This is a genomic window from Desulforadius tongensis, from assembly GCF_016907915.1.
GTDB lineage: Bacteria > Bacillota > Desulfotomaculia > Desulfotomaculales > Desulfohalotomaculaceae > Desulforadius > Desulforadius tongensis.
On record NZ_JAFBCW010000030.1, the window covers coordinates 20,567 to 32,248 of the forward strand.

The 11,682-nt window shown below is 40.6% G+C and carries 12 protein-coding genes; 7 read left to right on the forward strand and 5 right to left on the reverse strand.

The window, feature by feature from the left end; all coding sequences use genetic code 11:
- Positions 1–75: 75 nt before the first annotated feature.
- From jag to rpmH, 5 genes are all read right to left on the reverse strand, one after another.
- Positions 76–696 carry an RNA-binding cell elongation regulator Jag/EloR gene (jag, locus tag JOC37_RS11025; protein ID WP_204618902.1) on the reverse strand — a complete coding sequence of 207 codons (621 nt, stop codon included), beginning with the start codon at positions 694–696 and terminating at the stop codon, positions 76–78.
- On the reverse strand, positions 693–1,352 hold the full coding sequence (locus JOC37_RS11030; RefSeq protein ID WP_238480888.1) for a YidC/Oxa1 family membrane protein insertase: 660 nt from the start codon (positions 1,350–1,352) through the stop codon (positions 693–695). The genes jag and JOC37_RS11030 overlap by 4 nt, the downstream gene beginning before the upstream one ends.
- A gap of 33 nt (positions 1,353–1,385) precedes the next feature.
- A complete protein-coding gene (yidD, locus tag JOC37_RS11035) occupies positions 1,386–1,592 on the reverse strand; it encodes a membrane protein insertion efficiency factor YidD (protein ID WP_420797298.1) in 207 nt (68 codons plus the stop codon).
- A gap of 7 nt (positions 1,593–1,599) precedes the next feature.
- Entirely contained in the window at positions 1,600–1,953 is a 354-nt protein-coding gene (gene rnpA / locus JOC37_RS11040) for a ribonuclease P protein component (protein ID WP_204618905.1), read from the reverse strand.
- An 87-nt stretch (positions 1,954–2,040) separates the two neighbouring features.
- Positions 2,041–2,175, reverse strand: coding sequence for a 50S ribosomal protein L34 (gene rpmH / locus JOC37_RS11045; protein ID WP_204618907.1), 135 nt, complete (start codon positions 2,173–2,175; stop codon positions 2,041–2,043).
- A 426-nt stretch (positions 2,176–2,601) separates the two neighbouring features.
- Between rpmH and dnaA the strand changes: the two genes are divergently transcribed.
- The 7 genes from dnaA (at position 2,602) to gyrA (ending at position 11,402) form a co-directional block, all read left to right on the forward strand.
- Positions 2,602–3,954 (forward strand): chromosomal replication initiator protein DnaA, encoded by a 1,353-nt coding sequence (dnaA, locus tag JOC37_RS11050; protein ID WP_204618909.1) that lies wholly within the window; start codon positions 2,602–2,604, stop codon positions 3,952–3,954.
- Between the two features lie 234 nt (positions 3,955–4,188).
- Complete coding sequence (gene dnaN / locus JOC37_RS11055; RefSeq protein WP_204618911.1) at positions 4,189–5,289, forward strand: DNA polymerase III subunit beta; 1,101 nt, start codon at positions 4,189–4,191, stop codon at positions 5,287–5,289.
- A gap of 15 nt (positions 5,290–5,304) precedes the next feature.
- Complete coding sequence (gene yaaA, locus JOC37_RS11060) at positions 5,305–5,514, forward strand: S4 domain-containing protein YaaA (protein WP_204618936.1); 210 nt, start codon at positions 5,305–5,307, stop codon at positions 5,512–5,514.
- Between the two features lie 13 nt (positions 5,515–5,527).
- Positions 5,528–6,637, forward strand: a complete 1,110-nt coding sequence (recF, locus tag JOC37_RS11065; RefSeq protein WP_204618913.1) for a DNA replication/repair protein RecF — start codon at positions 5,528–5,530, stop codon at positions 6,635–6,637.
- 25 nt (positions 6,638–6,662) lie between these two features.
- Entirely contained in the window at positions 6,663–6,923 is a 261-nt protein-coding gene (gene remB, locus JOC37_RS11070) for an extracellular matrix regulator RemB (protein WP_204618915.1), read from the forward strand.
- 114 nt (positions 6,924–7,037) lie between these two features.
- Positions 7,038–8,945, forward strand: coding sequence for a DNA topoisomerase (ATP-hydrolyzing) subunit B (gene gyrB / locus JOC37_RS11075; RefSeq protein ID WP_204618918.1), 1,908 nt, complete (start codon positions 7,038–7,040; stop codon positions 8,943–8,945).
- 18 nt (positions 8,946–8,963) lie between these two features.
- Positions 8,964–11,402, forward strand: coding sequence for a DNA gyrase subunit A (gyrA, locus tag JOC37_RS11080; protein WP_204618921.1), 2,439 nt, complete (start codon positions 8,964–8,966; stop codon positions 11,400–11,402).
- Positions 11,403–11,682 lie beyond the last annotated feature (280 nt).

Genomic DNA, 11,682 nt, shown 5'->3' on the forward strand with positions numbered 1-11,682 from the left:
TGCTGGGTTTTTGATGCTCACATCTAAATTAGCCCGCTGTGCTTTCTCAATAAAACACTCCAGTGATAATATATACTATTTTTTAGGAGTAATTACAATTTTACGGTAGGGTTCTTCCCCTTCGCTAAAGGTATATATATCATTACGGGATTGAAGAGCGGTGTGAATTATACGCCTTTCGTGTGAATTCATCGGCTCCAGCACCACACTTTTACCCCGTCTTTTTGCTTTATCAGCCAACTTATAAGCAAGCTTATACAATGTATTTTCTCTACGTTTGCGATAACCCTCTACATCTAAAATAATTTTCTGCCTTTTTTCCATATTTTTGTTAACAGCCAAATTAACTATATACTGCAGGGCATCCAGAGTTTCTCCCCTGCGTCCTATCAAAACCCCTAAATCTTCTCCCTGCATGTTAACTTTTATCATTTCTCCACTGTCATCAATTTGCAGATTCACAGATAAACCCATGGCGGTAATGATTTTATTCAGTAATTCAGCTGTTTTTTCTGCAGGCTTTTCTTTTACTGTAACTTTAATTTTTGCCGGTTTAGCACCAAATATTCCTAAAAAACCCTTGGACGGCTCTTCCAACACTTCATATTCCACATCTTCCATGGAAACACCTAGTTCACTCAAAGCCTGCTTAAGAGCATCATCGATGGTTTTACCGGATACCTCTATAGTTCTCAATTCTCAGCTACCCCCTTTTCTGTAGCCAAGACTTGCTTATTGATATGGTACTGCTGTATCGTACCCACAACGTTAAATGACACCCAGTATAAAGCCAAACCCGATGGCACAGTGGCAGCTATCCATCCAAGAAAAAGAGGCATGGTGTACAACATGGTTTTCTGCGTTTGATCAGCAGTATTGGTAGTCAACTTAGACTGTAAAAAAGTTGTCACCGCAGCTAATACCGGCAATATAAATGTGGGATCTTTTTCAGCTAAATAAATACCAAATAGATACGCATGCTCATGATTGATAAAATCATAGTTCAGCAGCGCCCGGTACAGGGCTATCAAAATAGGCATCTGAATTAGTATGGGTAAACACCCGGCTGCCGGGTTAACATTATGCTGTTTATACAGCTCCATAATCTTCTGCTGCATTTTCTGCGGGTCTTTATTTTTATACTTATCCTGTATCTCTTTAATTTTAGGAGCTAATTGCTGCATCATTTTCATCGATTTCATCTGCTTTTTACTTAAAGGGTATAACGCCACTTTAACAACCACCGTTAACAATACAATGGCCAGGGCATAACTGGGCACTCCTATGACGGCGGTAAAAGCATATAATGAGTCGATAACAATCCTCATTCCATCAACAAGGGCTTGCCACAAAACTCACGCCTCCTTATAAAACTGCAGGTCAAATTAAACTGGATCATAACCACCAGGGTGAAAGGGATGGCACTTCAAAAGCCTTTTTACTGTTAACCACAAGCCTTTACATACTCCGTATTTTTGTACAGCCTGTATCGAATACTCGGAACAAGTAGGGTAAAATCTACAAGTGCGCGGTTTTAACGGTGAAATTATCCTTTGATACACCCACAGGCATATCAGCACCGCTTTTTTAATCAATTTTTCATCTCCTATTTTTCTTTAACTTTTTTAATACATTAAATACACTGTACTCCAGCTGTTTGTAAGTACACTCCCGGGCGGGTATCCTGGCAATAATCACATAATCATATCCGGCATCAAATTTTTCTACATTTAACCGGCATATTTCTTTTAATTTTCTTTTGATTTTATTTCTTACTACAGCCTTACCTAATTTTTTACTGATTGTAAAACCAACACGTACCAAATCACTGCCGGATTTCAACTTATAAATAACCAGGTATTTATCCGCAGCAGAATACCCGTATTTATATACCCTTCTAAATTCTGTATTTCTTTTTAAATTTACAAGTTTCTTACTATTTGTATTATTCATACTATTTATTATGTGCCTTTAATACTAGGTTTACCAACTTTAATAACTGTTATACAAAATTGGAAAAGGCCACCAGATGAAGCGGCCTTAAGCTGAGAGTCTCTTTCTACCTTTTTGTCTTCTCCGCTTTAACACGTTCCGTCCGCCCGGGCTGGACATTCTTTTCCTAAAACCATGCAGCTTCTGACGTTTACGTCTTTTAGGTTGATATGTTCTTTTCATTTCTGCACCCCCCCTTAATATTTATCACCATATTAACAACTTCCCATGGCTAAAAACCAGGGAATTCTTGGTTCTGCTGTTCCAGCAATTTAGTACAGTTCCCAAGCTAACACCGTGTGTCCCACGGCTAAAGGCCTATTTTTTACCGCCTGCCTAGTTTCACATTTCACCAGTAAAAAATTACGGACATACGCATTAATTATATATAAATGATAATAAAACGTCAAGAAAATAGCAACCTGTGAATAACTTTATTGGTTGTTAAAAACCTGTTGATAACTTATAGTAGTTCTGTTATTATTGTGTTGCCGTAAATTATTTTTTTGTTTTTATACACAGCCTGTGAATAAATCTGTGTATAAGTGTGTTGACAGGTGTTAAAAAGCTTGGAAAAGTAATATGATTACTTATTTTCTGGAGGTAACCATGTTAAAACATGAGGTTGTGGAAAACTGGCAGCGTGTTCTTTCTTTACTGGAAAAAAGATTAAATAAGCAATCTTTTGAAACGTGGGTATCATCCCTAACTCCCCTGGGCTGGTATAACGGTTCAATACTGGTAGAAGTACCAAACCATTTTTCAAAGGATTGGTTAGACGAACGCTATACACCATTAATAAAGCAGGCCTTTGCAGAAATACTACATAAAGAAATCAATGTACAGCTGATATTAGCAAGCGAAGTTCCCGAAGCAATGATGGGAACTTCTGATGTTAATAATGTTAATAAAAGAACAAGTGAACATGTGGATAACAGCGCCACCCCCCTAAACCCTAAATATACATTTGATACCTTTGTGGTGGGTAACAGCAACAGGTTTGCCCACGCCGCTTCACTGGCAGTGGCAGAAACACCGGCCAAAGCATATAACCCTTTATTTATATACGGCGGTGTGGGATTGGGTAAAACCCACCTCATGCATGCCATTGGCCATTACATTAAAAACAATAACAATGACCTTAAAATTTCTTATGTCACTTCCGAAAAATTCACCAATGAACTAATAAACTCTATTAGAGATGATGACCCAGCTTCATTTAGAAATAAGTATCGAAAAATAGATGTATTACTGATAGACGATATTCAATTTTTAGCCGGTAAAGAAAGAACACAGGAGGAGTTTTTCCACACTTTTAACACCTTATACGAAGCAAACAAACAGTTGATCATTTCCAGTGATCGACCGCCAAAAAGTATCCCTACATTGGAAGACCGCTTGCGCTCCAGGTTTGAATGGGGTCTTATTACCGATATTCAACCCCCTGATTACGAAACCAGAATAGCAATTTTACGCAAAAAAGCACAGCTGGAGGGGCTGAAAGTACCCGATGACACAATATCTTACATAGCAGACAAAATACATTCAAATATCCGCGAACTGGAAGGAGCATTAATAAGAATTATCGCCTATGCCTCCTTAACTAACAGTCCGATAACGCCGGAAGTGGCAGCGGATGTTTTAAAAGATATCTTACCGCCAAGCAAACCAAAACCGATAACGGTAGATTTAATTCAGCAGGTTGTGGCCAAGCATTACAAAATACGTCCCGAAGATTTAAAAGCCAAAAAACGAACCCGTGCCGTAGCCTTTCCCAGGCAGATAGCCATGTATCTATGCCGGGAGCTCACCGATATGTCGCTGCCTAAAATAGGCGAAGATTTCGGCGGAAGAGATCACACAACGGTGCTGCACGCTTATGAAAAAATCACCGGTGAAATGAAACAGGATACGGAACTGCAGAATACCATCAATGCCTTAATTAAAAAAATCAAAAATTAATCACAGTGGTGCAATTTAAACTGAATAATTTGTGGAGCACCATGGGGATTAATCTAAAATAACCCTGAAAACACATAACCAAGAGTAAAAATCATAAACCAGTGTTCAAATTTCATCACCAGGTTTAGCAACAATACAAACGTTGATTTACCTGGTGTCTTTAGCTTATTTCCACATAAACACACTCTCTATTACTATTACTACAATAAAAATCTTATTATTAAGGAGATTGCTATGAAAATAAACACCACGAAAGATCAATTATTCCATGGTGTACAGATGGTTCAAAGGGCGGTTTCGCTCAAAAACCCACTGCCGGTTTTATCAGGTATTATGTTTAAAACTGAAAATGACACCCTGAAAATGACGGCCACAGACTTGGAGATCGGTATAGAATGCAGTGTGCCGGTAACTACTATAGAAGAGGGAGCTGTCGTAATACCGGCCAGGTACATAGCTGAAATTGTGCGCAAGCTGCCGGACGTGCCGATAGATTTAAGCTCCGATGCCAGCAGCAACACGGTGGTTATAAAATACGGCGCTTCGGAGGCTAAATTGCATGGTTTCAACGCCGATGACTTTCCCTCTTTTCCCACGGTGGAAAAAGAAGTATCTTTTGAAATTTCTGCCCAGATTTTAAAAGAAATACTAAAACAAGTATTATTTGCCACCGGTTCAGATGAAAACAGGCCTGTTTTTACCGGCGTTTTATTTGAAATATCAGAAAAAGGTTTAACTGTTGTGGCCACCGATACCCACCGGCTGGCATTGAAGAGAATCAACCTTTCGGAGGACCTGCCCGGTACAAAGGTAATAATACCCGGCCGCACCCTGGGAGAACTGGTTCGTGTAATGGCGGCCAATGAAGAAGCGGTAAAAATTACCCTGGGCGGCAACCAGGCGCTGTTTACTCTAAAAGACACTGTGCTGGTTTCCAGGTTAATTGAGGGGCAGTTCCCGGCCTATGACCAGGTAATACCGAGGAGTTATAAATCAAGATTAAGGGTTAAAGTTAAGGATCTGCTTGAATCAACGGAAAGGGCAGCACTGGTAACCAGGAGCGGTAACCAAACGGTAAAATTAGATGTTCAACAGGAATTGCTGCTGGTTACTGCCAACACCGAGATCGGCGGTATACACGAGGAAGTAAACTGTTACTTGGAAGGCGACGCCATGCAGATTGCCTTCAATGCCCATTATTTAACAGATGTTTTGCGCAGCATAATGGCGGAAGAAATTTATTTTGAGTTAAACGGGCCCCTCAGCCCCGGTGTTATTAAACCCGTTGCCAAGGATGATTACCTGTCGCTTATTTTACCTGTACGAACCGCTTAAGAGGTGACGCCGTTGATAAAAGAAATAAACATAAAAGAAACAATAAAACTGGATCAATTTCTAAAATGGGCAGGTATTGCCAGCACCGGCGGCCAAAGTAAAATGCTTATTCAATCAAATCTTGTCAAAGTAAACGGGGAACGGGAAAATAGACGGGGAAGAAAACTTGTTCCCGGGGATGTAGTTGAAGTTGACGGGGTTGGAAAATTTAAAGTAACCGGTTAAGAGGTGTTCCTGATTGCACATTTTAAAAATCAGGGCGGAATGGTTTCGCAACTATAACTGTTTGGAATTTGAGCCCCATAGAAACCTGAATATTATTACCGGCCTTAATGCCCAGGGTAAAACAAACCTGTTAGAAGCCATTTTTTTTAATTTAAGCGGCCGTTCATTTCGCACCAACAACTTAAAAGAAGTAATAAGCTGGCAGAGCGACTACTGCAGTGTAGCCAATGTGGTGGCAATGGAAAACAGGCAGTGGAAGCAGTCGGTGGCAGTTAATAAGGCGGGAAATAAAAAAATATTCATTAACGGAGTGGAAAAGAAAAAAAAAGACCTCCGTCATTCCGGAGTAATACTGTTTACTCCGGATGATCTTGCTTTAATTAAAAACTCACCGGCGGAAAGACGCAAATTTTTAGATCAAGAAATAGGATCGTTTTACCCTGCCCATGCGCGTTCCATTCAACAGTATGCCAAAGTATTATCCCATCGTAACCGGTTATTGAAAAATGCAAGAAATAAAAGCAACTTAGATACAGCAATGCTGGAAATCTGGGACCAGCAGCTGGTAACCAGCGGGACAAGCGTGCTGCTGGGAAGGCTGTTAATCTTAAAAAAATTGGCTCCGCTGGCTATAAAATGGTATAATTTAATGACAGGTGGAAAAGAAAACCTGGAAATACGCTATATGTCTTCTCTAAAAATTGAAATACCGGTGGATAATAAAAAATTAAAAGAGAGATTTTATCAGGTATTAAAAGAGGTGCGCGGGGAGGAAATAAAAAGGTGCCAAACGCTGGCGGGGCCTCACCGTGATGACGTAATTTTTTTTATTAACGGTAAAGATGCCAGAATTTTTGGTTCGCAGGGTCAGCAGCGCACGGTGGTACTTAGTTTAAAACTGGCTCAAGTTACGCTGTGGACAAGGGAATATCAATCAAAACCGGTACTGCTTTTAGATGACGTTCTTTTTGAACTTGATAAAACCAGGCAGGAGATGCTGCTGACAAAGGCGAGAGAAGGAATACAGACTTTTGTTACCACAAGTCAATTTAATAGCCACGATTTAAATCAGCAGTATAGATTGTTCACAGTGGAAAACGGTAGGTTAATATCATCTTACTGATTAAGTAAAAAAAGGGGGGGCAGTAATGTTTATTCATCTAGGCGGCGACGTTATGGTTTTAAAAAAAGATATTATAGCCATACTTGATACAAAAACAAAGCAGGCATCATCAACAAGGGAATTTCTGGCAGTAGCCCGGGATGAAGGGTTTGTAAAAAATATATCCAGCGAGGAAAAAGAAAAAACCTTTATCATAACCAATAAAGAAGTTTATCTATCCCCGATATCCTGTAATACTTTAAAAAAGAGGTCGCAAAACGTAATATTTTTAAGCAGTGAAAGGTGAAAGTACAACCGTGGTTTAGCACGGTTATTTTTATGTAAAAGGGGTATAACTTGAGATAAATGGTTTTATATGGTATAATATGGTTCTTGGATGACAAAAATTGGAGGTTCGCCAATGGCTGAATCAATTAATACCCGCTATGGAGCGGAAGAAATACAAGTATTAGAGGGTTTAGAGGCGGTTAGACGCAGGCCCGGCATGTATATTGGCAGCACCAGTGCCAGGGGATTACATCACTTGGTATACGAAGTTGTTGATAACAGCATTGATGAGGCACTGGCCGGTTATTGCGACCATATTGAAGTGGAAATACACAAAGATAACAGCGTCACTGTTACTGACAATGGCCGGGGTATTCCAGTGGAAATACATCCTAAAATTGGAAAGCCGGCAGTGGAAGTGGTATTAACTATTTTGCACGCCGGTGGTAAATTTGGTGGAGGAGGTTATAAAGTATCCGGCGGCCTTCACGGTGTGGGTGTTTCGGTAGTAAATGCTTTATCAGAATGGTTAGTGGTTGAAGTACGCAGAGAAGGTAAAATTTATACCCAGCGCTTTAAAAGAGGAGTACCGGTGTCAAAGTTAGAGGTGATCGGTGAAAGTAAAAGCACCGGGACTAAAGTAACCTTTAAGCCGGATGATGAAATATTTGAAGTGCTGGAGTTTAATTTAGATACCCTGGCCCAGCGCTTGCGCGAGCTGTCTTACCTTAACCGGGGTATAAAAATTGTTTTAAAAGATCACCGGGAAAATATAGAAAAAAAATTCTACCACCAGGGTGGTATTAAAGATTTTGTAAAGCATTTAAATAAAAATAAAAATGTTATTAATAATAAAGTTATTTACTTTAATGGTGCCAAAGAGCATGTGCTGGTGGAATTGGCCATTCAGTATAATGATACATATACTGAAAATTTGCTGTCTTATGCCAACAATATTAGAACTATTGACGGCGGAACCCATGAGGTTGGTTTTAGAACGGCATTGACCAGGGTAATAAATGACTACGCCAGGAAACACAATTTATTAAAAAACAACCAAAGTAATCTTTTGGGCGAAGATATCAGGGAAGGTTTAACTGCTGTGATCAGTGTTAAGGTTCCGGAACCTCAATTTGAAGGTCAGACCAAGTCCAAGCTGGGGAACAGTGAAGTAAGGGGAATTGTTGATTCTTTTTTAGCAGAGAGTTTGTCTACTTTTTTAGAGGAAAACCCTTCGGTGGCCAAAAAAATTATTGAAAAAGCGATTACCGCTTCAAGAGCCAGAATAGCGGCCCGCAAGGCCAGGGAATTAACCAGGAGAAAAAGTGCCCTGGAAAGTAATGCTTTGCCTGGTAAATTGGCAGATTGCTCGGAGAAGGATCCCGCGGTATCAGAATTATATATTGTGGAGGGTGATTCCGCCGGGGGTTCGGCGAAGCAGGGCCGCGACCGCCGTTTTCAAGCCATTTTACCTTTAAGGGGTAAAATTTTAAACGTGGAAAAGGCAAGGCTGGACAAAATATTGAACAATGAAGAAATCAGGGCGATGATAACGGCGCTGGGCACCGGTATAGGTGACGATTTTGATAAAGAGAAAGCCCGCTACCATAAAATTATTATTATGACTGACGCCGACGTGGATGGTGCCCATATTAGAACCCTTTTATTAACTTTCTTTTACCGGTATATGAGACCGCTAATTGAGGCCGGCTACCTGTTTATTGCCCAGCCGCCGCTGTATAAAGTTAAAAAAGGGAAATCTGAGCATTATGCTTACAGTGACCGGGAATTGGAGCAGCTGCTGAAGAAAATTGGTAAGGACAATATTTCTATCCAGCGTTACAAGGGTTTAGGTGAGATGAACGCTGACCAGTTGTGGGATACCACCATGAACCCGGAACGCCGCACACTGCTGCAGGTTGATTTGAAAGATGCTGTGGAAGCAGACCAGCTGTTTACCATGCTGATGGGAGATAAGGTTGAACCGCGCAGGAATTTTATTCAAGAAAATGCCCAAAAAGTACGAAATTTAGATGTATAGTTATTATGAGGTGAAAGAATGCCTGAATTGACCGGAAAAGTTTTACCAATAGATATTGATAAAGAGATGCGGCAGTCATACCTGGATTACGCCATGAGTGTTATTGTGGGCAGGGCGCTGCCGGATGTAAAGGATGGTTTGAAACCTGTCCATCGCCGCATTCTCTATAGTATGTACGAGTTGGGTTTGTATCCTGGTAGGCCGCATCGTAAGTGCGCTAACATTGTTGGTAAAGTAATGTCTGATTTTCACCCCCATGGTGATGCAGCCATTTATGACACTCTGGTAAGGTTGGCGCAGGATTTTTCCTGCCGCTATCCCCTGGTGGACGGGCATGGTAACTTTGGTTCGGTGGACGGGGATGCCGCTGCAGCCATGCGTTATACCGAGGCTAGAATGGCTGAAATATCCATGGAAATGGTTAGGGATATTGACAAGGATACTGTTGATTTTGTTCCCAACTACGATGAAAGAAAAAAAGAACCGGTAATACTGCCTTCAAGAATACCAAATTTGTTAATAAACGGTTCTGCCGGTATTGCTGTGGGAATGGCTACCAACATTCCTCCCCATAACCTGGCTGAAGTTGTGGATGGGGTTAAAATGTTGATAAAGAATCCCGATACAACTATAGATGAGCTGATGACGGTAATCAAGGGGCCGGATTTTCCCACCGGGGCAAAAATTTTAGGCCGGAAGGGGATAGAATCAGCATACCGCACAGGCAGGGGTTCGATAACAATTAGAGCCAATGCTGTTATTGAAGACATAGGGAAGGGTAAAAAGGCAATTATTATTGACCAGTTACCTTATCAGGTCAATAAGGCACGCTTGATTGAAAAAATTGCTGATTTAGTTAAAGATAAGAAAATAGATGGCATAACAGACCTGCGTGACGAGTCTGACCGCACCGGTATGCGTGTGGTTATTGAGCTGCGCAGGGATGCCAATGCCAAAGTAATTTTAAACCGGTTATATAAGCAAACCCAGCTGCAGGATACTTTTGGTGTAATTATGCTGGCGCTGGTTGACGGAACTCCCCGTGTTTTAAATCTTAAAGAAGTATTATTTTATTACCTGGAGCACCAAAAAGAGGTAATTGTAAGACGTACCAAATATGAATTAGACAAGGCTGAGGCCAGGGCTCACATAGTGGAGGGTCTGCGCATTGCAGTGGCCAATATTGATGAGGTTGTTCAAATTATTAAATCTTCAAAAACAACTTCCCAGGCCAAGGAAGGGTTAATTAAGAGATTTGAGTTAAGTGCTAAACAGGCTGAAGCCATTGTGGAAATGAGATTGCGCAGCCTTACCGGTTTAGAAATAGAAAAATTGGAGGCAGAGTATAAAGAGTTACTGGAAAAAATTGATTATTTAAAATCAATACTGGCAGATGAAAAGAAGGTTTTAGGAATAATTGACGCTGAAATAACTGAGATCAGTAAAAAATATGCTGACAAACGCCGTACTATTATCGTCAATGAAGAAACTGATTTTGAAGATTATGATTTAATACCTAAAGAAGATGTGGCAATTACACTGACGAACTACGGTTATATAAAACGTATTCCTTTGGATACATATCGCAGTCAGCGCCGCGGCGGGCGCGGTATAAGCGGTATGGTGACCAAGGAAGAAGATGCTGTAAAACATGTATTTGCCACCACCACCCATCACTTTATTTTATTCTTTACCACTAAAGGTAAAGTGTACCGGTTAAAAGCCCATGAAATACCGGAATCCGGCCGCCAAGCCAAAGGAACGGCCATTGTCAATTTATTATATTTGGATAGTGATGAACAGATTAACGCCGTAATACCTGTACAGCAGTTTGATGATAAGCATTTCTTGTTTATGTGTACCAGTCACGGGATAGTAAAAAAGACCTCTTTAATTGAGTTTGACACGTCAAGAAGGGACGGTATCATAGCTATTAAACTTGATGAAGGGGATTGCTTAGTAAATGTATTGTTAACCCATGGAAATGAAGAGGTAATACTGGGAACTAAAAATGGATTGGCTATTAGATTTTTCGAATCCGATGTGAGGGCAATGGGCCGTGCTTCAAGAGGGGTTAAGGGAATCAACTTGGCTGCTGATGATTTGGTTGTAGGCATGGACAAGGTGAGAAAGGATGCCTATATGCTGGTGGTAACCGCTAACGGTTTTGGTAAGCGCACGTCCATTGATGAATATAGAAGCCAAACCAGGGGCGGTAAAGGGATAATTAATATTAAAACTAACCAGCGCACAGGAGAAACGGTGGACCTTCATGTTGTACGGGAAGATGAAGAAATTTTACTGGTCAGCTCAGACGGTGTTATTATCCGGTTGGAAACAAAATATATACCGGTAAAAGGAAGAGCGACCCAGGGTGTTACCTTAATGAGACTGGCACCGGGCGATAAAGTGGTGGCCATGGCTAAATTTCATCCCGAGCCCAAGGTGGAAAATTAAATATTAACAAGTGATTTATATTAGCATCAATATACTGGCCATGATATATTAACACTGCTGCTTTCGGTTGGTAGTTTTTTAAAATTAACTATTGACTGAAAGAATAAGCAGTGTTATATTATTGTTTGTGCCAAGTGATTTATATGTTGGCAGTAAGTGAAAGTAAAAAAATACCAGTTGACATCAAGGGACAAAGATGTTAAACTAAATCCTGCCGCTGAACCAGGCGGCCCAAAAACTGGCAGCGATCCTTGAAAACTAAACAGTGAGAGATGGATGT

Excerpts from the sequence above, each read along its gene's own strand:
- remB (WP_204618915.1), top strand. The coding sequence starts at position 6,663 with ATGTTTATTCATCTAGGCGGCGACGTTATGGTTTTAAAAAAAGATATT.
- dnaA (WP_204618909.1), top strand. The coding sequence starts at position 2,602 with ATGTTAAAACATGAGGTTGTGGAAAACTGGCAGCGTGTTCTTTCTTTA.
- rpmH (WP_204618907.1), bottom strand. The coding sequence starts at position 2,175 with ATGAAAAGAACATATCAACCTAAAAGACGTAAACGTCAGAAGCTGCAT.
- rnpA (WP_204618905.1), bottom strand. The coding sequence starts at position 1,953 with ATGAATAATACAAATAGTAAGAAACTTGTAAATTTAAAAAGAAATACA.
- gyrA (WP_204618921.1), top strand. The coding sequence starts at position 8,964 with ATGCCTGAATTGACCGGAAAAGTTTTACCAATAGATATTGATAAAGAG.
- gyrB (WP_204618918.1), top strand. The coding sequence starts at position 7,038 with ATGGCTGAATCAATTAATACCCGCTATGGAGCGGAAGAAATACAAGTA.
- dnaN (WP_204618911.1), top strand. The coding sequence starts at position 4,189 with ATGAAAATAAACACCACGAAAGATCAATTATTCCATGGTGTACAGATG.